The sequence below is a fragment of the Actinotalea sp. genome (genome assembly GCF_035443605.1).
Lineage (GTDB): Bacteria > Actinomycetota > Actinomycetes > Actinomycetales > Cellulomonadaceae > Actinotalea.
The window spans coordinates 1-22,155 of sequence record NZ_DAORSQ010000040.1 but is presented as its reverse complement, the minus strand read 5'-3'; the positions used below and the strand labels follow the sequence as shown (position 1 = coordinate 22,155).

22 protein-coding genes are annotated in these 22,155 nt (G+C 75.0%); 8 read left to right on the top strand and 14 right to left on the bottom strand.

Going from position 1 to position 22,155, the window contains the following annotated elements; all coding sequences use genetic code 11:
* Positions 1-559 (bottom strand): hypothetical protein (locus PKY62_RS06385; RefSeq protein ID WP_324535873.1); only part of this gene is annotated, 559 nt, incomplete at its 3' end.
* Positions 560-584: 25 nt separating this feature from the next.
* On the bottom strand, positions 585-1,175 hold the full coding sequence (locus tag PKY62_RS06380) for a hypothetical protein (RefSeq protein WP_324535872.1): 591 nt from the start codon (positions 1,173-1,175) through the stop codon (positions 585-587).
* 200 nt (positions 1,176-1,375) lie between these two features.
* On the opposite strand from PKY62_RS06380, the gene PKY62_RS06375 reads away from it, so the two are divergent.
* From PKY62_RS06375 to PKY62_RS06365, 3 genes are read left to right on the top strand one after another with little or no spacing between them, the layout of a single operon-like run.
* Entirely contained in the window at positions 1,376-2,458 is a 1,083-nt protein-coding gene (locus PKY62_RS06375; protein WP_324535871.1) for a hypothetical protein, read from the top strand.
* Complete coding sequence (locus PKY62_RS06370; protein WP_324535870.1) at positions 2,455-4,083, top strand: GGDEF domain-containing protein; 1,629 nt, start codon at positions 2,455-2,457, stop codon at positions 4,081-4,083. The genes PKY62_RS06375 and PKY62_RS06370 overlap by 4 nt, the downstream gene beginning before the upstream one ends.
* Before the next feature lie 7 nt (positions 4,084-4,090).
* Complete coding sequence (locus PKY62_RS06365; protein ID WP_324535869.1) at positions 4,091-4,729, top strand: signal peptidase I; 639 nt, start codon at positions 4,091-4,093, stop codon at positions 4,727-4,729.
* On the opposite strand, the gene PKY62_RS06360 is transcribed toward PKY62_RS06365, so the two are convergent.
* The 7 genes from PKY62_RS06360 to PKY62_RS06330 all read right to left on the bottom strand — a co-directional run bounded on the left by PKY62_RS06360 (position 4,699) and on the right by PKY62_RS06330 (position 13,149).
* Positions 4,699-5,721, bottom strand: a complete 1,023-nt coding sequence (locus PKY62_RS06360) for a hypothetical protein (RefSeq protein ID WP_324535868.1) — start codon at positions 5,719-5,721, stop codon at positions 4,699-4,701. The two genes, PKY62_RS06365 and PKY62_RS06360, sit on opposite strands and share 31 nt — an antisense overlap.
* 61 nt (positions 5,722-5,782) lie before the next feature.
* Positions 5,783-6,805 (bottom strand): hypothetical protein, encoded by a 1,023-nt coding sequence (locus PKY62_RS06355; RefSeq protein ID WP_324535867.1) that lies wholly within the window; start codon positions 6,803-6,805, stop codon positions 5,783-5,785.
* Positions 6,806-6,878: 73 nt separating this feature from the next.
* Positions 6,879-8,480, bottom strand: a complete 1,602-nt coding sequence (gene dop, locus PKY62_RS06350; protein WP_324535866.1) for a depupylase/deamidase Dop — start codon at positions 8,478-8,480, stop codon at positions 6,879-6,881.
* Positions 8,481-8,539: 59 nt separating this feature from the next.
* Entirely contained in the window at positions 8,540-10,201 is a 1,662-nt protein-coding gene (gene arc / locus PKY62_RS06345) for a proteasome ATPase (protein ID WP_324535865.1), read from the bottom strand.
* 101 nt (positions 10,202-10,302) lie between these two features.
* The gene (locus tag PKY62_RS06340; protein WP_502875803.1) at positions 10,303-11,373 is read right to left on the bottom strand and encodes a tRNA (adenine-N1)-methyltransferase; all 1,071 of its coding nucleotides are present in this window, start codon (positions 11,371-11,373) and stop codon (positions 10,303-10,305) included.
* A 58-nt stretch (positions 11,374-11,431) separates the two neighbouring features.
* Positions 11,432-11,896 (bottom strand): GNAT family N-acetyltransferase, encoded by a 465-nt coding sequence (locus PKY62_RS06335; RefSeq protein WP_324535864.1) that lies wholly within the window; start codon positions 11,894-11,896, stop codon positions 11,432-11,434.
* A 113-nt stretch (positions 11,897-12,009) separates the two neighbouring features.
* Positions 12,010-13,149 (bottom strand): site-2 protease family protein, encoded by a 1,140-nt coding sequence (locus PKY62_RS06330; RefSeq protein ID WP_324535863.1) that lies wholly within the window; start codon positions 13,147-13,149, stop codon positions 12,010-12,012.
* Between the two features lie 234 nt (positions 13,150-13,383).
* On the opposite strand from PKY62_RS06330, the gene PKY62_RS06325 reads away from it, so the two are divergent.
* Entirely contained in the window at positions 13,384-14,193 is an 810-nt protein-coding gene (locus PKY62_RS06325; protein WP_324535875.1) for a RecB family exonuclease, read from the top strand.
* A 35-nt stretch (positions 14,194-14,228) separates the two neighbouring features.
* Here the strand turns inward: PKY62_RS06325 and PKY62_RS06320 are convergent, their stop codons facing one another.
* Positions 14,229-14,975: an HAD family hydrolase gene (locus PKY62_RS06320; protein ID WP_324535862.1), complete on the bottom strand. Its 747-nt coding sequence runs from the start codon at positions 14,973-14,975 to the stop codon at positions 14,229-14,231.
* 91 nt (positions 14,976-15,066) lie between these two features.
* Here PKY62_RS06320 and PKY62_RS06315 point away from each other — a divergent pair, with 91 nt between their 5' ends.
* Positions 15,067-15,921, top strand: a complete 855-nt coding sequence (locus PKY62_RS06315) for a PAC2 family protein (RefSeq protein ID WP_324535861.1) — start codon at positions 15,067-15,069, stop codon at positions 15,919-15,921.
* A 28-nt stretch (positions 15,922-15,949) separates the two neighbouring features.
* Here the strand turns inward: PKY62_RS06315 and mshC are convergent, their stop codons facing one another.
* On the bottom strand, positions 15,950-17,209 hold the full coding sequence (gene mshC, locus PKY62_RS06310; protein ID WP_324535860.1) for a cysteine--1-D-myo-inosityl 2-amino-2-deoxy-alpha-D-glucopyranoside ligase: 1,260 nt from the start codon (positions 17,207-17,209) through the stop codon (positions 15,950-15,952).
* Between the two features lie 60 nt (positions 17,210-17,269).
* On the opposite strand from mshC, the gene PKY62_RS06305 reads away from it, so the two are divergent.
* On the top strand, positions 17,270-18,235 hold the full coding sequence (locus PKY62_RS06305) for a CorA family divalent cation transporter (protein ID WP_324535874.1): 966 nt from the start codon (positions 17,270-17,272) through the stop codon (positions 18,233-18,235).
* 34 nt (positions 18,236-18,269) lie between these two features.
* Here PKY62_RS06305 and PKY62_RS06300 read toward each other — a convergent pair whose 3' ends face one another.
* The gene (locus PKY62_RS06300) at positions 18,270-19,148 is read right to left on the bottom strand and encodes an undecaprenyl-diphosphate phosphatase (protein ID WP_324535859.1); all 879 of its coding nucleotides are present in this window, start codon (positions 19,146-19,148) and stop codon (positions 18,270-18,272) included.
* Between the two features lie 55 nt (positions 19,149-19,203).
* Between PKY62_RS06300 and PKY62_RS06295 the strand changes: the two genes are divergently transcribed.
* The gene (locus PKY62_RS06295; RefSeq protein ID WP_324535858.1) at positions 19,204-20,160 is read left to right on the top strand and encodes an aldo/keto reductase; all 957 of its coding nucleotides are present in this window, start codon (positions 19,204-19,206) and stop codon (positions 20,158-20,160) included.
* A 52-nt stretch (positions 20,161-20,212) separates the two neighbouring features.
* Here PKY62_RS06295 and PKY62_RS06290 read toward each other — a convergent pair whose 3' ends face one another.
* Entirely contained in the window at positions 20,213-20,515 is a 303-nt protein-coding gene (locus tag PKY62_RS06290) for a primosomal protein (protein ID WP_324535857.1), read from the bottom strand.
* A gap of 66 nt (positions 20,516-20,581) precedes the next feature.
* Here PKY62_RS06290 and PKY62_RS06285 point away from each other — a divergent pair, with 66 nt between their 5' ends.
* Positions 20,582-20,818, top strand: a complete 237-nt coding sequence (locus PKY62_RS06285; RefSeq protein ID WP_324535856.1) for a DUF5703 family protein — start codon at positions 20,582-20,584, stop codon at positions 20,816-20,818.
* Between the two features lie 16 nt (positions 20,819-20,834).
* Here the strand turns inward: PKY62_RS06285 and PKY62_RS06280 are convergent.
* The coding region (locus PKY62_RS06280; protein ID WP_324535855.1) for a M20/M25/M40 family metallo-hydrolase at positions 20,835-22,155 on the bottom strand (1,321 nt) is incomplete at its 5' end.

The window sequence follows — 22,155 nt, the reverse complement described above, 5'->3', positions numbered from 1 at the left end:
CCTCCCACGTGACGTCGAGCGCGACGCTCTGATTCTGGGCGAGGTCGGTGTCCTGCAGGGCCCAGAAGATCCGGTACGTCTTCGTCTGACCCGCGGCCGACGGCGCCCATGTCCCCAGCCCCGTCGCGTAGGTGCTGTGGGAACCGACCAGGGTCGAGGCCGGGGCCCAGTCGAACGGGTACTGCTGGGGGAAGAAGTCGGAGCAGTCGGGCTCGACCCCGTTGCCGACCTGGACGACCATGTCGAGGTACGGCGCCAGCCCGATCGGCTCCGACGGGGTGGAGGTGACGTACATCTCCACGTTCGCCGCCACCGTGCCCGTGTAGGTCACCGTGATGCACTGGTCATCGAAGTCGCCCGGGACGAGGCCGCTCTCGGCGAACCGTGCCGTGCCGGGGTTGTCCACGGAGAGCGCGACGGTGCCCGACGCCCAGGTGTTGGCGTCGCTCGACGTCGTCGCGGTGAATGCGGCGAACGACGCCTGCCAGACGAGCGCGCCGGACGCCACGATGCCGAGCGGCACGGCCGCGGCGGCGACGGCCGTGCGGTGCGATCTCATCGGGGCTCCTTGGTCTCGTGGGCGCTCAGAGGCTCTGGGCTTCCCAGATGACGTCGAGCGTGAGGTCCTGGCCCTGGGCGGCGTCGTCGTCGGCCAGCTGGTAGGTGATCCGGTAGGTCGCGTCCTCGGGTGCCGCAGCCGCCGTCATCCAGGTGAGCCCGCCCGTGGCGAAGTCGTGGTGCGCCGTGACGAAGGCATCTGCCGTGCCGGTGAAGGTCGTGCCGCCCGGGCTGAAGTCCGTGCAGTCCGGCTGGGCGCCGGTCCCGAGCGTCACGGTGAGGTTGAGGTAGGGCGCGAGACCGACGGCATCCGGTGTCCCGTTGGCGTCGGTGTCGTGGAAGGCGCCGTAGGTCTTGACGTTCGCGAACACGTCGCCGCCGTAGTGGACGACGATGCACCTGCTCCCCGTCTCGCCCGGCGTCAGCCCGGAGACGGTGAACAGTGCGGTGCCGGTGTCGTTGTCCGTGAGGGAGACCGAGCCCGCCTCCCAGGTGTTGCCCGTGCTGTCCGTCGTGTCGCTGAACGCCGCGTAGGAGGCCTGCCAGACGAGCACGCCGCTGAGCAGGAAGCCGACCGGCACGGCGGCCGCCACGACGGCCTTGCGGGGCAGTGCCATGGGGACTCCTCGTTCTCGACGACCGACCGTGTGCCGGTCCTCCTGCCCGTCGAGTCGGCCGCGGACCCGTCGCGATGAGGCTCCGCGGGCAGGATCACCCGGATGCCGTATGCCGAGCCCTCATCCCCGGGCGACGGCGGCCGATCGGGCGGTGACGGCTCCACCCGGCCGCCCCCGCTCGACCGCCCACGGGAGGTGACGTGCTCCGCAGCGCCCTGCGTCGCGTGCACGCGGTCCCCCGCGGGCCGGTGCGCCTCGTCGGTGCCGTGGCGGTCGTCCTGGCCGCCGGCGCGTTCGTCGCGGACCAGAGCACCTCGCTCGGCGCCGTGCCGCACGACGTCGCCCGGGCCCAGCTGCTGGCGGCGACCGTCGGCGGGCCGGCGCTGTTCACCAGCACCGGCCTGGTGCCCGGCGCGCCCGTGAGCCGGTGCGTCGACGTCGACCTGCCCGGTCAGGGCCCCTCCGCTGCGGTCGTGGTGCGCGCCGTCGCCGTCACCGGCGCCCTCGCCGACGACCTCGTCGTCCGGGTCGAGGTGGGCCCGGCCACCGGCGCGCCCGACGGCGACTGCACGGGCTTCGTCGGGCAGACCGCCTACACCGACACGCTCGCGGCCTTCGCCCAGGTGTCCGCGGCGGCGCCGTTCGGGGTGCCCACGGGGTGGCAGCCCGGCACCGGACCCGTGGACCGCGCGTTCCGCCTCACCGTCGAGGTGCTCGACACCCCGGGGGCCCAGGGCCAGGTGGCCCAGGCCGACCTCGTGTGGGCGGTCGTCACCGACGACCCAGCCCCACCGCCCACCCCGACCCCCACCCCGACGCCAAGCCCCGGTGGCGGCCCTGCGTCGACGCCCACCCCGGCGCCCACGGCCGGCCCGACGCCCGGGCCCACCTCGGTGCCGTCGTCCGGGCCGACCCCGGAGCCCACGCCTGAGCCCACCGGCGGCCCGGCCCCGACGCCCGGCCCCGAACCCGAGGGGCCCGACGGGAACGACGGGAACGACGGGAACGACGGTTCCACCACCCCCGGCGGCGGCGGCGCAGGCGACGGCGGTGCGCCGTCCGGCGGCCCGAGCGCCGTCGAGCACCTGTCCGACGTCGCGGTCCAGGTCGCCGAGACCTTCACCGGCACGCTCGAGCAGGGCGGGTTCCCCGCAGTGCTCGTCGGCGTCGTGCTCATCTTCCTGCTCGTCCAGGACCAGCTCGACCGGCGGGACCCCAAGCTCGCCCTCGCACCGCTCGACGAGGAGCCGCCGCTGCGGTTCGAGGAGGTACCGGGCCGATGAGCGCTCCCGAGACCGGCGGGCTGGTCCCGCTCGCCGATCGCATCCGCTGGACCAGCGCCTTCCGCGTCCTCGTCATCGTCGCGCCGGTGCTGCTCTGGCTCGCGCAGCCGGTGCGCACGGCCTCGACGATGGCCGTGCTCGTGGCCGCCGTCACCTACCTCGGCCTCATGGCCGCGAGCGCCCCGCTGCTGCGGCTGGGCCGTCGGGCCGCCCTGTTCCGCGTGGCCGCCGGCCTGCTGCTCGACGGCGTGTACCTCGCCTGGGCGTTCCTCGCGCTCGGTGGCTTCGACGGACCCGTCGGCTACCTCATCGTCCTGCACGCCGTCGCGGTCACCCTGCTCACCTCGTTCCGCTCGGGGCTCAAGGTCGTGCTGTGGCACTCGATCACGCTCATCGTCGCCCTCCAGGGGCAGATGACCGGGCTGTTCGGCACGGGACCGCTCACGGGCGAGCCCTTCCCCACCGCCGACCTCACGGTGCTCCTCCTCGCGCTGTGGGCCGCCACCCTGACGACCTCGACGTTCGCCGCCGTCAACGAGCGCGAGCTGCGCCGCCGCCGGTACGACGTCGAGGTGCTGCGGCGCCTCGCGCTCGACCTCGAGCAGACCACGCAGACCGACGAGATCGCCGCGGCCCTCGCGTCGCTGGTGCACACCGAGCTGCTCGCGCGCCGTGCCCTCGTCATCGCCTGCCCGACGGCGGCCCAGGGCGCCTCGAGCGGCGTCGGGGCGCCCGTGTCGCGGCCGATCGTGCAGGTGTCGCCGGGCGGGCTCCCCACCGGATGGGCCCAGCCGGACGGGCTGCCGTCCGCCACCTTCCTCGCCACCGTGATCGAGCGGCACACCACCGTGCTGGTCCCCCGGCTCGACCGTGCATCCGACGGCTGGCTGGCCGAGGTGCTGCCGGACGCGCGCAACGTCGTCGTCGTGCCGTTCTCGCTGCCCGGCCAGGTCGCCGGGGCGCTGCTGCTGGAGCAGGGGCCCACCACGGGGCTGAGCCGGCTGCTGCGCCGTGAGCCGCGCATCGAGCGGCGCCGGGTCGCCACGGCCGAGCAGGCCACCGCCCACGCCGCCCAGGCCTTCGGACGGGCGGTGCTCGTGGCACGGCTGCGCAGCTCGGCGGACACCGACGGGCTGACCGAGCTGGCCAACCGCAGGGCGTTCGACCGCAGCCTGCACGCCGAGCTCGCCAGGACGGATCGCTCGGGGCTGCCCACCTCGTTGCTCCTCGTCGACGTCGACCACTTCAAGGCCGTCAACGACACCTACGGCCACCAGACCGGGGACGAGGCCCTGCGCGTCATCGCCCAGGTGCTCGCGCGCACGGCCCGGACCGGCGACGTGCCGGCCCGGTACGGCGGCGAGGAGTTCGCCGTGGTGCTCAGCGGGACCGCGGCGGACGGCGCCACGATCGCCGCCGAGCGGATCCGCTCGGCCATCGAGCAGCTGACCGGTGGTCCCCGGCTCACCGTGAGCATCGGCGTGGCCTGCTACCCCGGCGACGGTCCCGACGCGTCCTCGATGGTCGCCGCGGCGGACGCGGCCCTCTACCGGGCCAAGACCGGCGGCCGCAACCGCGTGGAGGTCAGCCCGGTCTCGATGCCCGCGGGCACGGTCGCGCGATGAGTCGTCCGTGAGCCCGCGGCACGCCGGCGGTCGCAGCCCCCGGCCCGACGTGCGACGGACCCTGCTCGACGGTGGGCTCGCCGTCGCCCGCACGGCGGCCGTCGCCGCACTGGCGGCCGTGGGCGGGCTCTCCGTCTGGGCGGTGGCACCGGTAGCGCTCGGGTGGCAGTCGCACGTCATCGTGTCGGGCTCCATGTCCCCCGCCGTCGAGCCCGGGGACCTCGTGCTGTCCGCTCCCGCCGAGGTGCAGGACCTCGCTGTCGGGCGCGTGGTCCTGTTCACCGACCCGGCGGGCAGCGGCCGGACGATCGCGCACCGGATCCGCGAGGTGCACGACGGCTCGGTCATCACGCGCGGCGACGCCAACGCCGTCGACGACTCCACGCCCGTGCCGATCGACTCCGTCATCGGGCTCGGGCGCCTCCGGATCCCCGTGCTCGGGCTGCCGGTGGTGTGGCTGCGTGACGGCCGGCCGCTGCCCCTCGGGCTGACGGCCGCCGGCGCCGTCGCCGCGGTGCTGCTCGCCGCCACCGGGCCCGACGAGGGTGGCGAGCGGGACGCCGGGCGCAGGCGCGGACGACGTCGGGCACCGCGCCCCACGCCGAGGGAGCACCCTCAGCACGCAGGCACGACCACCCTCGCGTAGGGCGAACGCCAGGTACCCCCAACGGACCTGACCTGGTACGCCATCTGCGCGGCCCCCGCGGAGCCGTCGACGAAGGTCGACGTCGTGCGGTCGAGCACCGGGACCAGCTCGTTGACGTCCTCACGGAAGCCCTCGTAGCCCGTCGCGTAGGTGTCGGGCGTCGGCGTCCAGGTGAGGGTCACCGGCATCGTTCCGCGGAGGGCGACAGCGAAGCCGTGGCTGTAGCGCGAGGTCGTCAACGTCGCCGCGGTGACCCCCGTCGCCCCGGCCGCGGGGATCACCCGGTCCGTCACCCGGACGCGAACCTCCTGCGGCCCGGCGGCCAGGACGTCGGCCCGGGACGTCGTCCCCGCCGGCACGGAGATGGTCGATGCGTAGTCGTCTGCGAGGAAGGCGGTGACGAAGGTGGCGCCGGCCCGGTCGGTCGTCACGGACGGCGCCGCGACCGTCGAGCCGTTGGCGTTGGCCTGCCCCGCCGGGGTCGCAGCCAGGGGGGTGGTCGGGTCGACCCCGGTGTACGCCAGCACGACGACCGCCGTCGCGTCGCTGCTGTCGAGCCCGGCGAAGGAGTAGGACGCCGGTTCAGCGGCCGTGGCGATCTTGAGCACCATGAGCGCCTCGCCGCCGAGGGAGCTGTGCGAGGGGATCTCCATGCCCCAGCCACCTGCGACCGCGGCGACGGGCTCGCTGCTGGAGTCATGGTGCATGACGATCGCGATGAGGGCGTCGCCCGGCAGGACGCCGGCAGGGCGGGCGACCGTGATCGACGTGGCGGTGGCCGTGGCCTGCGACACCGAGCGCAGTGTCGGGGCCGTCATCGCGCACGAGCGGGTCGCCGTGAGCGCCCCCGGCGGGTCGAGGGTGTCCGAGGCCAGCACCGACCCCGTGCCCGCGGAGGCCGTGAAGGCTGCGCCCGACGGGGTGGCCAGCAGGCAGGCGGCCGCGGCGAGGACGAGCGTGCACCCACCGACGACCGCCCCAGCGAACCCCACGGCACCCCCATCGGCCGACCTGCCTAGGAGATGAGCGGACGGTCTCGACCGGGCGTCGGTGTCAGCAGGGCAGCAGGCTCGTGGTCACCCAGCCCGAGCGCCACGAGCCCGCGTAGCTGCGCAGCGAGTACGTCGCGCCCGCAGCCCCGAGCGACGGGTCGACGTAGCTCGTCACCGCGCGTCCCGGGCCGAAGACGACGTAGTCAGGGAAGTCGCTGCGGAAGCCCTCGTACCCGCTCGCGTAGAAGTCGGGCGTCGCCGTCCACGTCAGGGTGACCGGGCTGGGACCGGCTCCGGGCTGGATCGGCAGCGAGAAGCCCTGGTTCGAGCGCGCCTCGCCGAGGGTGGCGACGGTCGCGTCCAGCGTGCCGGCCGCCGGGACGAGCCGGTCGGTCACCAGCAGGGCGACCGAGTCGGCTCCGCCGGTGACGAGCCGCGCGCGTTCGGTCGTCCCGGCGGGCAGCGAGACCACTCCGTCGTAGTCGTCGGCGAAGAAGGCCGTGAGCATCCGGGTCTGCTCCGTGACCATGGTGCCCTGGGCGGAGACCACGGTCCCCTCGCCGAAGCTGATGCCGTGGCTCGGGTAGTTCCACGCACCACCGCTGTACGCGAGCACCACGGCGGCGGCGGCCGAGCCCGCGGTCAGCCCCGTGAAGGTGTACGCGGCAGGCTCCGTGCCCGTGGCCAGCTTGGAGCCGAAGAAGCTCGACCCGCCGACCCCGAAGTTCCCTCCGGTGGCGACCTGCCAGCCGTCGCCGGGCGAGGCCGCCGGTGGGGTGGCCTTCGTGCTGTGCACGACGATCCCGACGATGACGTCACCGGCCACGACGCCGGCCGGCAGTGGGACGCTGATCGTCCCCGAGGTGCCTGTGCTCTGCGAGACCGACCGCAGCTGGGCGCCCGAGGCCGTGCACGACCGCGACGCCGTGAAGGCGCCGGGCGCGTCGAGCACGTCGGCGGCGAGGCTGGAGGCCGGGTTGGTCGACACCGCGGTGAAGGCCGCGCCCGCAGTCCCCGCCGTCAGTGCTGCGAGGCTCGCCAGGGCGAGCGCGCACAGCGCCGCGGCCAGGCGAGGAGTTCCCACGACGCACCGATCGGCCGGCGAGGCGCCGGATTGAGGCGGTTCCTGGCCATTGCGCCCGATCCACCCGATCGGCTCAGTCCCCCGCGAGCCGCCGTACCAGGGTCGCCGCGTCCGGGCACGCGTCGAGGAGGTCCCCGACGTGCTCGCGGGTACCGCGCCACGGGTCGCGCAGCGGGATGCGGCGCAGCGTGGGCAGGGACGGGACGTCGAGCACGACGGCGTCCCAGCTGGCCGCCCTGACCTGCTCGCCGAACCGTCGCACCACGGTCCCGCGGAAGTACGCGCGCGTGTCGTGCGGCGGGGCGTGCACCGCGCGGGCGACCTCCTCGTCGCTCGTCAGCCGCTCGACGGCCCCGGCCGCGACGAGGCGGTGGTACAGCCCGCGCTCGGGCCGCACGTCCGACCACTGGATGTCCATCGCGGCCAGGCGGGGGTTGTCCCATGCCAGGTGGTCGCGGCGGCGCATCCCGTCCAGCAGGCGCAGCTTGGCGACCCACTCGATCTCCCGGGCGCACGTCATCGGGTCGGTGCCCAGCCGCGCGAGCACCGAGGCCCACCGCGCCAGCACGTCGGCCGTGTCCGGGTCGGGGTCGGGGCCCAGCTCCTCGCGCAGCGCGTCGAGGTAGGCCCCCTGGACCTCCAGTGCCGTCAGCCGGCGCCCGTCGGCGAGCTCGAGCCGCGCCGTCAGGCTCAGGTCGCGGCTGACCACCTGGACGTCGCGCACCGGGTCGGCGAGCCGCAGCCCGGCGATGGTGCGCAGGGCGTCGGCCGAGCCGTGCTCGACGAGCCAGAGCACCAGCGACGTGGTGCCGACCCGCAGGTACGTCGCGACCTCGAGCAGGTTCGCGTCGCCGAGGATGAGGTGCAGGCGGCGCCAGCGCGTGCGGTCGGCGTGCGGCTCGTCGCGCGTGTTGACGATCGGCCGGTGCAGGGTGGTCTCGAGGCCGACCTCGGCCTCGATGTAGTCCGCACGCTGCGACAGCTGGAACCCCGCGCTGGCCCCCGTGGGGCCGAGCCCCACGCGCCCGGCACCCGCGAACACCTGACGCGTGACGAGGAACGGCGTGAGGTGCAGCACGATCGAGGCGAACGGCACCGCGCGGTCGACGAGGAAGTTGTCGTGCGTCCCGTAGGAGGCGCCCTTGCCGTCGACGTTGTTCTTGTACAGGACGACGTCGGGCATCGCGGGGTTGGCGGTCAGCGCCCGCACCGTGGCGAGCATGACGTGCTCGCCCGCCTTGTCCCAGACCACGGCGTCGCGCGGGTTGGTCACCTCGGGCGAGGAGTACTCCGGGTGCGCATGGTCGACGTAGAGGCGCGCACCGTTGGTCAGGACGGAGGTCGCGGCGCTCGGGTCGTCCCAGTCCTCCCCCGTCGGCCGGTCCATCGCATCGGTGTGGATCTCGTCCGGTGCAGCGGCCGGACCCGCGACCGCGGGCCGCGTCGGGTCGTCGGTGAGCATCGAGGGGTGGGCCGAGGCTCGCTGGATGCGGAACCCGCGCGCGTCCGACAGGGGGTCCTCGTCGGCGTAGTCCCACCGCGTGCGGCCCGTCGCGCGCAGCGCAGCGTACGCCGAGACCACGTGGCTCGACAGGAGCATGGGGTTGGCCTGCGGGCGCCCAGGCTGCACGACGCCGTACTCGGTCTCGATCCCCATCACCCGGCGCACGCTCACCGGCCCAGGCTACCGGCGGGGCCCGCCGCCCGGCCGCTCACGACCGGCCGGTCGCGGGCCTACAGGTAGGGGCCCGTGGCCGTCAGCGTCTCGATGGTGCGCGCGTTCGCGGAGCCGGACTTGCCCTGGACGATCGTGCGGATGAAGACGATCCGCTCGCCCTTCTTGCCCGAGATCCGGGCCCAGTCGTCCGGGTTGGTCGTGTTGGGCAGGTCCTCGTTCTCCTTGAACTCCGCCGCGCAGGCCGCGAGCAGGTGCTCCACCCGGATGCCCCGCTGACCCGTGGCCAGCAGCTGCTTGATCGCGGCCTTCTTCGCACGGTCGACGACGTTCTGGATCATGGCGCCGGACGAGAAGTCCTTGAAGAAGAGGATCTCCTTGTCCCCCGAGGCGTAGGTGACCTCGAGGAACTGGTTCTCCGCCGACTCGGCGTACATCTGCTCGACGGTCCGGGTGATCATCGCCTCGACGGTCGCGGCGGTGTCCCCGCCGTGCTCCGCGAGGTCCTCCGCGTGCAGCGGCAGGTCCGCGGTGAGGTACTTGGCGAAGATCTCGCGCGCCGCCTCGGCGTCGGGCCGCTCGATCTTGATCTTCACGTCCAGCCGGCCGGGTCGCAGGATCGCCGGGTCGATCATGTCCTCCCGGTTCGACGCGCCGATGACGATGACGTTGTCGAGCCGCTCGACCCCGTCGATCTCGCTGAGCAGCTGGGGCACGATCGTGGTCTCGACGTCGCTCGAGATGCCCGTGCCGCGCGTGCGGAACAGCGACTCCATCTCGTCGAAGAAGACGACGACGGGCGAGCCGGTGCTCGCCTTCTCGCGCGCCCTGGCGAAGATCAGCCGGATGTGCCGCTCGGTCTCGCCGACGTACTTGTTGAGCAGCTCCGGGCCCTTGACGTTGAGGAAGTAGCTGGTGCCGGGCTTGCCGTCGGCACCCATCCCCCGCGTCTCGGCGAGCGAGCGGGCGACGGCCTTGGCGATGAGGGTCTTGCCGCAGCCGGGCGGGCCGTAGAGCAGCACGCCCTTGGGGGCGCGCAGCCCGTGCTCGCGGAACAGCTCTGGATGCAGGAACGGCAGCTCGACGGCGTCACGGATCTGCTCGATCTGGGGTCCCAGCCCGCCGATGTCGGCGTAGTCGATGTCCGGGACCTCCTCGAGGACCAGCTCCTCGACCTCCGAGCGCGGGATCCGCTCGAAGACGAAGCCCGAGCGGGTCTCGACCGTCAGCGCGTCGCCCACGCGTACCGGCCCGTCCACGAGGGGGCCCGCGAGGCGCACGACGCGCTCCTCGTCGGCACGTCCCACCACCAGCGCCCGGTCGGGGCCGAGCATCTCCTTGACGGTGACGATCTCCCCGACGGTCTCGTAGGCACCCGCCTCGACGACGGTGAGCGTCTCGTTGAGCTTGACCTCCTGGCCGGGGCGCAGCGCGTCGACGTCGACCGCGGACGAGGCCATGACGTGCATCTTGCGGCCGGCGGCGATGATCTCGACGGAGCCGTCGGTGCGGGCCGCGAGGAAGGTGGCGAACGTGCCGGGCGGCTTGCCGAGCTCCTCGAGCTGGCGCTGCAGCTCGACGATCCGGTCCCGCGCCTGGCGCAGGGCGTCGGCCAGACGCTCGTTCTTCACGGCGAGCAGGGCCGCGCTGCGGCTGTCCTGCGCGGCACGCCGCGCGGCGTCGCCCGCGGGTGCGGCGCCGTCGTGCTCCGGCTGGCTCATGGTGCCTCCCCAGGTCTCACCACGACCCTAAGCGCACGCGTCAAGCCGTGCCGGTCGCGTCCGCCCCGCGAGCCGGTCACGTCGGCCGGCCAGAGGATCCCTCAGACCTGCGACTCGGGCACCTCGCCGGCCGGGAGCCCGGGGTCGCCCTGCGCGCCGAGGTCCCGGCGGACCTTGCGGACCTTCTTGTCCGAGACGGCTCGCTCACCGAGGTCGTCCGGGGACCAGGCGTCCTCGGGCGTGTAGCCCTTCGACGGACGGCGCCGACGCACGGGCACGGCGACCCCGTCCGCCATCCGGCGCGTGGTGATGAGGAACCCCGTGTGCCCGATCATCCGGTGCTCCGGGCGCACGGCCAGGCCCTCGAGGTGCCAGCCGCGCACCATGGACTCCCACGCCGCCGGCTCGGTGAACCGGCCGTCGTCGCGCAGGCCCTCGGCGAGCCGGGACAGCTGGGTGGTGGTGGCGACGTAGGCGAGGAGGACGCCGCCCGGGGCGAGCGCGTCGGCGACGGCGTCGAGGTTCTCCCACGGCGCGAGCATGTCCAGCACCACGCGATCGACGGTCGCCGGCTGCGCGACCGTGGGCAGCACGTCGGACAGGTCCCCGACGGAGAGCCGCCAGGCCGGGTGCGGGCCGGCGAAGAAGCCCTCGACGTTGGCGCGCGCGATCGCCGCGAAGTCCTCCCGCCGCTCGATGGAGTGCAGCGCGCCGCGGTCGCCCACGGCGCGCAGCAGCGACATGGTGAGCGCGCCGGAGCCCACACCCGCCTCGACCACCCGCGCACCGGGGTAGATGTCGCCCATGGTGACGATCTGACCGGCGTCCTTGGGGTAGACGACCGCAGCACCCCGCGGCATGGAGAGCGTGTAGTCGGCGAGCAGCGGACGCAGGGCCAGGTAGGCGATCTGACCCGTCGAGGTGACCACGGAACCCTCGGGGGCGCCGATGAGGTCCTCGTGGCGGAAGTAGCCCTGGTGCGTGTGGAACGTCGCGCCGGGTGCGAGCGTGATGGTGTGCAGGCGGCCGCGCGGGTCGGTGAGCTGCACCCGGTCCCCCGCGCGCAGCGGGCCGCGCCGGGCGGCCGCGCCCGTGGCCTGGTCCGCCGGCGCCCCTGGCGGCGGGGCCGACGGGTCCGGCGTGGTGGTCGCGGCGTTCTCGGGGGTGCTCACGGCGGTCGAGTCTAGGTGCGGTGCGGGCGGGCGAGGCCCGGTGCGCCACGGCGGGGGCTCACGACGGCGGCTCGCTCCAGCGGTAGACGTTGGTCTCCCGCAGCACGAAGCCCACGCGCTGGTAGAGCCGGTTGGCCTCGACCCGTGCGGGCCGGGACGTGAGGTCGACGGTCCGGGCGCCGGCCAGCCCTGCGAGCCGCACGGCCTCGCGGGTGAGCTGCTGCCCCACGCCGTGCCCGCGCGCCCCGGCATCGACGACGACGTCCTCGACCCACGCGCGCATGCCGGTGGGGATGCGGAACAGCACGAGGGTCAGCGACCCGAGCACCGCACCGTCGGCGTCCCGGGCGAGGAGCAGGTGCGTGGCGGGCGACGCCACGATCTGCGTGAGCTCCTCGCGCGTGGGCGCCGGGGCGGAACGGGACAGCTGCGACACCAGGGCCCCGACGGCGGCCAGCGCGTCGTCGGTCACCTCGACCAGCTCCTCGACGCGGCAGGCGGGACGGGGGTCCGGGGTGCTCATGCCTGCACCGTACCGGCGCCCGCGGGCCGCCTGCGCCGCCACCGGGGGCTCCGGGGGCTCCGGGCGCTCCGGAGGCTCCGGGGGCACGGGGGCACGGGGGCACGGGGGCACCGCTAGCGACGCGGGCGCAGGGCGCCGATGACGTCGACCGCTCGCAGCAGGCCGAGCACCTGGCCGCCGGTGTCGAGGACGACCATCACGGGCGTCCGGGCGGCCACCTCGGCGACGGCGCGCACCGCCTCGGCGCCGGCGAGGTGGCCGGGGACCGTGCAGCCGGCCGGCAGGGGCACCGCGACGGCGGCCAGCGGCGTCCCGGCGCGGTGCGCCGAGGGGACGGCCTGCGCGGCGATCGGGTCGACGTACGCGACGGGCTCGCCGTGCTCGCCGAGCAGGACGACCGGCGGGCACGGGACGCCCAGCACGTCGAGGGTCGCCACGCGGTCGCGTGCCGGGACGGCCACCGCCGGCGTCGTCAGCGCGCGCAGGTCCAGCGCCTCGACGGCCCGCTCCGCACGCGCCGTCCGCAGCGAACCCGAGGCGCCGGACCAGAGGAACGCCCCGATGAGCGCACCCCAGACCACCTGCGTGAGGTCCGGGCCGCCCGGGCGGCCGAGCTGGGGCAGGAGGGTCCAGGCGAGCACCCCGAGGGCGATGGCCCGCCCGACCCAACCGCCGACGGTCGTCCCGGTGGACCGGCGACCGGAGGCGGCCCAGATGCCGGCCTCGAGCACGCGACCGCCGTCCAGCGGCAGGCCGGGCAGCAGGTTGAGCACACCGACGACGAGGTTGGCCGCCGCGGCCGCCAGAGCCAGCGCAGCGACGATCCCGCCCGCCGGGGCGACCTGCCAGACCAGCGCCGCGACGCCGGCGAGCACGAGGTTGGTGACGGGTCCGGCCACGGCGACGAGCGCGGAGCTGCCCGGCGTCGACGCCGCGGCCCCCATCTCCGTGTGCCCGCCGAGCAGGGTGAGCGCGATCTGGTGCACCTCGATCCCGCGACGCCGCGCGACGAGGGCGTGCGCGAGCTCGTGCAGGAACGTCGAGCCGAAGAGCAGCAGCGCCGCCGCGGCGGCGAGCAGGTACGCGCCGACGGTGCCGGACTGCGGCGCGACGGCCCGCCCCAGCGGAACGAGCACGACGGTGAAGACCGCGGCGGCGACCAGCCAACCGGGCGAGAGCACCACCGGTGCCCCGGCGGCGCGACCGATCACCCACCCGCCGGTGCGACCCTGCCTGCCGCCTGTGCTCGCCACCCGGTCACCCTACGGTGCCGGCCGGACCATGTCGGGGCACGGCCGTACCCTGGCGCCGTGCCCACCGAGCCGAACGCCAGCCCAGCCGTGACCGACCCGAGCGGCCCTGCCGCCGAGCCCGAGGTCGTGGGCGACACCGGCGGGTCCTCGGTCGCCGCGCCATCGATCGGCGGGCCATCGGTCGGCGCGGACACCGGCGAGGCCTCGGAGCAGCCGCGCCGGCGCACGCCGGGCCTGTCCCCCTCCCGGGCCAACGACTACCTGCAGTGCCCGCTCCTCTTCCGCCTGCGCGTCATCGACCGCCTGCCCGAGCCGCCGTCGCCCGCTGCGGTGCGCGGCACGCTCGTGCACGCCGTGCTCGAGCGGCTGTTCGACCTCCCCGCCGGGGCCAGGACCCTCGAAGCAGCGCACGGCCTGCTCGACCCGACGTGGCAGGGCCTCGTCACCGCCTCCCCGCGCTACCTCGAGGTGCTGACGGACCCCGAGGACCTCGAGGGCTGGTACGGACCTGCCCGGACGCTGCTCGCGACGTGGTTCACCCTCGAGGACCCCAACCGCCTCCAGCCGGCCGAGCGCGAGCTCGCGGTGCGGATGTCGCTCGACGACGGTCCCGAGCTGCGCGGCATCGTCGACCGGCTCGACGTCGCGCCGGACGGCGCCCTGCGCGTCGTCGACTACAAGACCGGCCGCTCGCCCAAGGCCGGCTACGAGGGCTCGGCCCTCTTCCAGATGCGCTTCTACGCCCTCGTGCTCGCCCGCCTGCGCGGCCGCATCCCCGCGATGCTGCAGCTCGTCTACCTCGGCGACGGCACGGTCGTGCGGCACGTGCCCGACGCCGCGGAGCTCGAGACGACCGAGCGCCGGGTCCGGTCGATCTGGGCGGGCATCCAGGACGCCGCGGCCACGGGCACCTGGACGCCGCGCAGGAGCGCGCTGTGCGGCTGGTGCGCGCACCAGGCGGTCTGCCCTGCCTTCGGCGGCACGCCGCCGCAGGTGGACCCGGACGCTGTCGAGGCCGCGACGGGCGTCCGGCCTCGGGCCTGACCCTCATCGGTGCGGCCGCCGCCGGCAGCGGGCCGTCAGGCCGTCGGCGCGCGCAGGTCGAGGACGTCGCCCGCGGCGATCCGGGCCAGCACGGCCAGGTCGACGTCGACCAGCGAGTCCGCGCGGCTCATGCCCGGGTGGTCGTCGAGCGCCACCATGTGCTCGACAGCCAGCGTGCGCGCCCCGGAGGCGAGCGCCGAACCCACGCCGGGGATCGAGTCCTCGATCGCCACGCAGCGCGTGACGTCGACGCCCAGCAGGTCCGCGGCCAGCAGGTAGGGCTCCGGGTGCGGCTTGCCCAGCGTCACCCGGCCGCCCGTCACGACGACGTCGAACGCCCCGGCCGGCATCCGCGCCAGCACGGCATCGGCGAACCGCCCGTAGGACATCGTCACGAGCGCGCACGGCACGCCCGCCGCGCCCAGCGCGGCGAGCAGGTCGAGGGCGCCGGGCTGCCAGACCAGGCCGTCCTCGACCGCGTCGACGACGGAGTCGAGCATCCGCTCGACGATCTCGGGCAGCGGCAGGTCCACCCCGTGGGCCGCGAGCACGGCGGCGCTGTCGAGCAGCGCCAGGCCGACCATCGACTGCGCGGCGTCGGGGCCCCACGTCCCGCCGAACTCCCGGACGAGGCCCTCCTCCGCCGCCATCCAGCACGGCTCGGTGTCCACCAGCGTGCCGTCCATGTCCCAGAGCGCCGCTGCCGGGAGCTGCGGGACGGACGGGCCGGTCGTGGCGGGGGCGGGGGCACGCAGGACGGTCGCGTGGGGCTCGACGGGCATCGGCCCATCGTAGGCGGGCGGCAGGGTCCGCCCGCGGCGGGTCTCGCGCCGGTCCCCGGGCGGGCCCCGCCCCACGGCCTACGCTGAGGCCATGACCGAGGCACTCCCCGGGGCCCTGCCCCTGCGCGGACCGGTGATGCTCGCCGCGTTCGAGGGCTGGAACGACGCCGGCTCCGCCGCGACGCACGCGCTGTCGCACCTGCACGAGGTCTGGGGCGCCGAGGAGGTCGACGAGCTCGACCCGGAGGAGTACCACGACTTCCAGGTCAACCGGCCGATGGTCTCCATCGGCGAGGGTGGCCGCCGCGAGATCGCGTGGCCGACGACGTCCGTCGCGGTGGGCGTCCGGCCGGGCACCGGCGAGCAGGTGGTCCTCGTGCACGGCATCGAGCCGTCGATGCGCTGGCGGCGGTTCAGCGCCGAGCTGCTGGACATCGCCGAGCGGCTCGGGGTGCGCACGGTCATCACCGTGGGTGCCCTGCTCGCCGACGTGCCGCACTCGCGGCCCATCCCCGTGACGGTGACCACCGACGACCAGGAGCTGCAGCGCGAGCTCGGCCTCGACCAGAACACGTACGAGGGGCCGACGGGCATCGTCGGCGTGCTCCAGCACGAGGCGCTGGGCCGCGGGCTGCGCGGGGTCTCCGTCTGGGGTGCAGTGCCGCACTACGTCGCGCACCCGCCGTCGCCCAAGGCCGCCATGGCGCTGCTGGTCCGGATCGAGGAGCTGCTCGGCGAGCCCGTCCCCCTCGGGGATCTGCCGCAGGACTCCGAGGCGTGGCAGCACGGCGTCGACGAGCTCGCGGCCGACGACTCCGAGATCGCCGAGTACGTGGCGCAGCTCGAGGAGGCCAAGGACACCGCGGACCTGCCCGAGGCCTCGGGCGAGGCGATCGCGCGCGAGTTCGAGAAGTACCTGCGCCGGCGCGACGGCTCCGCGGGCTGACCCTCCTGCTGGGCGGGCCGCGCGGGCGCTAGACCCGCACGCCGAGCAGTGCGTCGACCGACCGCGCCAGCACGCCCGGCGCACCGATGACGTCGCCGCCCACGCTGAGCGACGCGTCGCACCACGTGTCGACGGCCCGCAGCGCCGACGGCGCGTCCAGGTCGTCCGCGAGCGCGGTGCGGATGGCCTCGACGGTCGAGCCGGCGTCGGGCCCCCCGTTGCCCGAGACGGCCGACCGCCAGCGCTCGAGCCGGCGCTGGGCCGTGGCGAGCACCTCGTCGGTCCAGTCCCAGTCCTCGCGGTAGTGGTGGGCGAGCACGGCGAGCCGGATCGCCATCGGGTCGACGCCCTGCTCGCGCAGCACGGAGACGAGCACGAGGTTGCCGAGCGACTTGCTCATCTTCTCCCCGCCGAGCCCCACCATCCCGGTGTGGACGTGCGCCCGGGCTCCGGGGGCGCCGAGCGCTCGGGCGTGGGCTGCGCTCATCTCGTGGTGGGGGAAGCACAGGTCGCGACCGCCGCCCTGGACGTCGAACGACGCCCCGAGCGCCTGCTCCGCGATGACGGTGCACTCGATGTGCCAGCCGGGCCGGCCGGTGCCCAGCACGCCGCCGTCCCACGACGGCTCGCCAGGCCGCTCGCGGCGCCACAGCGCCGGGTCGAGGGGGTCACGCTTGCCCGCACGGTCCGGGTCCCCGCCCCGCTCGCCGAACAGCGCGACCGTCTCGTCGTGGTCCAGGCCCTCGACGTGGCCCACCGCCGGGTCGACCGACACGTCGGCGTAGACGTCGCCCAGGTCGGGCCGCGAGCCGCCGGCACCGGGCTCCACGGGCACCCGGTACGCCTGCCCGCCCGCGAGCAGCCGCTCGACGGTCGAGACCACCGTCGGGATGGTCTCGACGGCGCCGAGGTAGGTGTGCGGCGGCAGGACGGCGAGGGCCGTCATGTCCTGCGCGAAGAGCGCCGTCTGCTCGAGGGCCAGCTGCTCCCAGTCCACCCCGGTCTGGGCCGCGCGCTCGAGCAGGGGGTCGTCCACGTCCGTGACGTTCGACGCGTAGCTGACCTCGAGCCCGGCGTCGAGCCACGCGCGGTGCAGCAGGTCGAAGGCGATGTACGTGGCCGCGTGCCCGAGGTGGGTCGCGTCATAGGGCGTGATGCCGCACACGTACAGCGTCGCCACCGGCCCGGGCGAGCCGAGCACGAGCGCACCGGTCAGGGAGTCACGCACGTGCACCGCGAGCCCTCGGCCGGGGATGGTGGGCAGGGACGGCGCGGGCCAGGTGTGCACGGTGGCAGCCTAGCCGCGGCCTCGTGGTCGTCGGGGTGGGTCCACACTGGCGACGTGGAGATGCACCGGCCCACGTGGGTCCACTCGTCCGACGGCTGGCACCCCGCGGGTCCCGGCACCGGCGGCCCGCCGGCCGCCCGGCGCGACGGTGACGTCGTCTGGGTCCGCGCCGCCGACCACGACGACCTGCTCGCCGCCGCGCGCGAGCTGGGGCTCCCCGCGGACGTCGTCGCGACCGCGGGCACCCACGGGCCCAGCGGTCGGCGCGGTCGTCCGCACGTCGAGCACCTCACGGGCGGGGTGTTCCTCGCGACGCCGACGGTGGCGTTCAGCGAGGAGGGTGCCGACGTGCTGTCGGGCGAGGTGACGTGCCTCGCGCTCGACGGCGTGGTGCTCACCGTCGAGACCGGCCCGGCCGAGGTCCTCGACGAGGTCGCCGAGCGGCTCGCCGCAGCGCCGCCCACGGGTGACGCGCTGACGTCCGGGCTCCTGGCGACCCTCCTGGCCGCCCTGGTGTCGGGCGCGGCCGAGGTCGAGGCCGCGCTCGGCGACGCGGTGGAGGCCCTCGACGCCGAGGTGTTCTCGGCCTCCCGGACCAGCCCGGTCGAGCCGATCTACGCCCTCAAGCGGGAGGTCGCCGAGGCCCGCCGGGCGCTGGCCCCGCTCACCGTGGAGCTGCCGGAGCTCGTGCCCGCAGACGACGAGGCCGGCGAGGTGTGGCAGCGACGGCTGACCGTCGCCGTCGACCGCCTGGACCACCGGCTCGAGGCGCACGACCGCCTGCTGGCGGACATGCTCGCGGCGCACCTGTCGCTGGTCTCGGTGCGGCAGAACGACGACGTCCGCCGGATCTCGGCCTGGGCGGCGATCGCGGCCGCCCCCACGCTCATCGCGAGCGTGTACGGCATGAACTTCCACGACATGCCGGAGCTCGGCTGGCCGTGGGGGTACCCGGCGGCCCTGGCGTTCATGGCGCTGGTGAGCGTCGGGCTGCACCGACTCTTCACCCGCAGCGGCTGGCTCTGAGCCGCGCGCGGGTAGGCATGCGCCCCGCCGGGGCTCAGCCGGCCGGCGCACCACCGAGCGGCTCGAGCGCGCCGAGGGTCAGGAGCACGACGACGAGCGCCGCGAGCCCGATCCGGTACACGACGAACGGCAGGTAGCTCTGCGTCGAGACGAGGCGCAGGAACCCGATGATGACGAGGTACCCGACGACGAACGCGATGACCGTCGCCAGCGCCGTCACGGCGAGGCTCGGGGTCCCCGGCTCGCCGAAGTCCCCCACGCTCGTGACCAGCTGCTGCAGGCCGGAGCCGAGCACCGCGGGGATGGCGAGCAGGAACGAGTACCGCGCCGCCGCCTCGCGCGTGTAGCCCAGCAGCAGGGCGAACGTGATGGTCCCGCCGGACCGCGACACCCCGGGCACCAGGGCGAGCGCCTGCGCGAACCCGAGCACGACGGCGTCGCGCGCCGTGAGCCCGGTCAGGACGCGGCGCTTGGCCCCGATCCGGTCCGCCACGCCGAGGACGACCGCGAACACGGCGAGCGTCCCGGCGATGAGGTAGAGGTTGCGGAACGTGCTCGTGATGACGTCCTCGAAGGCCAGGCCGAGCACGACGATCGGCACGGAGCCGAGCGCGATCCACCAGGCCATGCGGGCGTCCGGGTCGCCCGCGCCCATCCGGGCCCGCCACGCGGTGCCATGACGGCCACGCAGCACCGTCCACCACGCCACGCAGATCCGCACGATGTCGTGCCGGAAGTAGAGCAGCACCGCGCTCTCGGTGCCGATCTGGGTGATCGCGGTGAACGCAGCGCCGGGGTCGGCCCCGCCGGGCAGCAGCTCGCCGATGATCCGCAGGTGCGCGCTCGAGGAGATCGGGAGGAACTCCGTCAGGCCCTGGACCAGGCCGAGGACGGCCGCTTCCCACCATGTCATGGCGCGCAACGCTACCGGCCGGCGGCGGGTGCCCCGTGCCGTAGCCTGCACAGCCATGGAGGAACGCACCCTGGGGGCTACCGGTCTGCGGGTCTCGGCGCTGGGTCTCGGCACCCTGACCTGGGCCCGGGACACCGATGAGCACACGGCGGCAGAGCTGCTGCGGGACTTCGTCGAGGCGGGCGGCACGCTGCTGGACACCGCAGCCTCCTACGCAGACGGCGCCGCAGAGGAGCTCCTCGGCTCCCTGGTCGGCACCGTGGTGGCGCGCGACGAGGTCGTGCTGTGCACCAAGGGCGGGGTGCGCCGCACCCGCAGCGGGCCCGTGGTCGACGCCTCGCGCGGTGCCCTCGTCGACTCCCTCGACGCCTCGCTCGCGCGCCTCGGCACCGACCACGTCGACGTGTTCCTGGTCCAGGCCCCCGACCCGCGCACCCCGCTCGCCGAGACGGCGGCCGCCCTGGTGCACGTGCTCGACACGGGCCGTGCCCGCTACGTCGGGCTGTCCAACCACCCCGGGTGGCAGACCGCGCGGCTGGCCGGCCTGCTGGGCGGGCACACCCTGGCCGCCGTCGAGGTCGAGTACTCGCTGCTGCAGCGCGGGGTCGAGCGCGAGGTCGTTCCCGCGGCGGCCGAGCTGGGGGCCGGGCTGCTCGCGTGGTCGCCGCTCGGGCGGGGCGTGCTCACCGGCAAGTACCGGCGCACCGTGCCGGCGGACTCGCGCGCAGCGTCGGCGCACCTCGCGGGGTTCGTCGAGCCCTACCTCGGGCGGGTCAGCGGGCCGGTCGTCGAGGCGCTGGCGACGGCGGCGGACGGGCTCGAGCGCACCCCGCTCGAGGTCGCGCTGGCGTGGGTGCTGGGCCGCGGCGGAGTGGCGTCGGCGATCCTCGGCGCCCGCACGGCCGGACAGCTGCGCCCGGCGCTCGAGCTCGACCTCGTGCTGCCGGAGCAGATCGTCGCGGCGCTGGACGAGGTCAGCGCCCCGGCGCTGGGCTACCCCGAGCGGCGCTGAGGCCGCCGGCTCCCGCGGGGGCCACGGTCCTCAGTGCTGGTCGCCGCCGACCTCAGCGCTCGTCCCCGTCGAGCTCCGTGCCGTCCATGAGCTCGTCGTCGAGGTCGTCCTCGTCGATGTCGTCCTCGTCGTCCAGCTCGTCGGCATCGTCGGCATCGTCGGCGAGGAAGAACGGCAGGGTCTCGCCGTGCACCCGGACCATGGCGTCGTCGTACACCTCGAAGGCGTCGGCGAGCACGTCGTAGGCGTCGTCCACGGCCGGGTCGTCGTCCCCGCGCCGGGTGCTCACGGCGTGGAAGTGCGCCTCCAGGGCTGCGAGGAGGCGGTCGAGAGCGGCGCGCGGGTCAACGGTCATGGCACGACCGTAGCGCCGCAGTGTGCACAATGGCAGTCGATGGTCCCGTCGGCGGAAGGCGTGCAGGTGAGCGGTGCAGGTCCGGCGTCCACGACGCGAGGGGCGTGGCGGGCCCAGGGTGGTCAGTACGAGTACCGCGTCGTGACCCTCGATCCGAGCGTCAGCCGCAACGACGCCCGCCGCCGGCTCACCGAGGAGGCCGAGTACGGCCGCTGGGAGCTCGCGCGCACCCTGCTGTTCGCCGGCGGCCGCCGTCGGGTGTGGCTGCGGCGCCGGATCATCCGGGTGAGCAGCACGCTGTGACCTCGCGGCACCCGCCTCAGCAGGTCTGGAGCAGGCGGTCCAGCACCCGCGTGCCGAAGACGAGGGAGTCGACGGGCACCCGCTCGTCCACCCCGTGGAACATCGCGGGGAAGTCCAGCCCGGGCGGCAGCCGCAGGGGCGCGAAGCCGTAGCCGGTGATGCCGAGCCGGGACAGCGACTTGTTGTCGGTGCCCCCCGAGAGCGCGTACGGCAGCACGGTGGCCTCCGGGTCCACCGCGAGCAACGACGTGACCATCGCGTCGACGAGGTTCCCGCCGAAGGGCGCCTCGAGGGCGATGTCGCGGTGGATCTCCTCGACCCGCACGTGCGGCCCGGCGAGCTCGGTGATGACGCGTCGTGCCTCGTCCTCGAAGCCCGGCAGGAACCGCGTGTCCAGGACCGCCTCGGCCCGCCCGGGGATGACGTTGGCCTTGTAGCCGGCGGAGAGCTGCGTGGGGTTGGCCGTGTTGCGCAGCGTCGCGCCGACGAACCGCGCGCCCGTGCCCAGCGCGGCGACGAGGCGGTCGACGGCGGCCGGGTCCTGCGGGTCGTACGGCAGGCCGGTGAGGTCCGCGACGCCCTCGAGCAGGTCGCGCACGGTCGGGGTGAGCTGCAGCGGCCACGGGTGCGCACCGATCCGCGCGACGGCGGCCGCCAGGTGCGTCACGGCGTTGTCGGCGTTGACCTGGGAGCCGTGGCCCGCGCGGCCGTCCGCGACGAGCCGCAGCCAGCCGATGCCCTTCTCCGCTGTCTGCAGCAGGTAGGCACGCCGCCCGCCCTGGCCGTCCGGCCCGGCACCCACCTGGACGGAGAACCCACCCACCTCGCTGATGGCCTCCGTCGCGCCCGCGAAGAGCTCCGGACGGGTGTCCACGGCGTATCGCGCCCCGTAGACGCCCCCGGCCTCCTCGTCCGCGAAGAACGCCAGCACGACGTCGCGCGCCGGGGCTCGGCCCTCGCGCACCATCTGGCGCACGACGGCGAGCATCATCGCGTCCATGTCCTTCATGTCCACGGCCCCGCGGCCCCAGAGCATGCCGTCGATCTCCTCGCCGCCGAACGGGTCGACGGACCAGTCCTGCGCGGCGGCGGGCACCACGTCGGTGTGACCGTGCAGCACCAGCGCAGGCCGGCTCGGGTCCACCCCGGGCAGTCGCACGACGACGTTCGCCCGCCCCGGCGCGGACTCGAAGAGCTCCGGCTCGAGCCCGACCTCCTGCAGCGAGGCCATGACGTACTCGGCCGCTGCCCGCTCCCCCGGCCCGGAACCGTCGCCGTAGTTCGACGAGTCGATCCGCAGCAGGTCCTGGCAGATGCGGGCGACCTCGTCCTGGGCG

Excerpts from the sequence above, each read along its gene's own strand:
- PKY62_RS06380 (WP_324535872.1), bottom strand. The coding sequence starts at position 1,175 with ATGGCACTGCCCCGCAAGGCCGTCGTGGCGGCCGCCGTGCCGGTCGGC.
- PKY62_RS06290 (WP_324535857.1), bottom strand. The coding sequence starts at position 20,515 with ATGACCGTTGACCCGCGCGCCGCTCTCGACCGCCTCCTCGCAGCCCTG.
- PKY62_RS06300 (WP_324535859.1), bottom strand. The coding sequence starts at position 19,148 with ATGACATGGTGGGAAGCGGCCGTCCTCGGCCTGGTCCAGGGCCTGACG.
- PKY62_RS06370 (WP_324535870.1), top strand. The coding sequence starts at position 2,455 with ATGAGCGCTCCCGAGACCGGCGGGCTGGTCCCGCTCGCCGATCGCATC.
- arc (WP_324535865.1), bottom strand. The coding sequence starts at position 10,201 with ATGAGCCAGCCGGAGCACGACGGCGCCGCACCCGCGGGCGACGCCGCG.
- PKY62_RS06320 (WP_324535862.1), bottom strand. The coding sequence starts at position 14,975 with ATGCCCGTCGAGCCCCACGCGACCGTCCTGCGTGCCCCCGCCCCCGCC.
- PKY62_RS06335 (WP_324535864.1), bottom strand. The coding sequence starts at position 11,896 with ATGAGCACCCCGGACCCCCGTCCCGCCTGCCGCGTCGAGGAGCTGGTC.
- PKY62_RS06315 (WP_324535861.1), top strand. The coding sequence starts at position 15,067 with ATGACCGAGGCACTCCCCGGGGCCCTGCCCCTGCGCGGACCGGTGATG.
- PKY62_RS06305 (WP_324535874.1), top strand. The coding sequence starts at position 17,270 with ATGCACCGGCCCACGTGGGTCCACTCGTCCGACGGCTGGCACCCCGCG.
- PKY62_RS06295 (WP_324535858.1), top strand. The coding sequence starts at position 19,204 with ATGGAGGAACGCACCCTGGGGGCTACCGGTCTGCGGGTCTCGGCGCTG.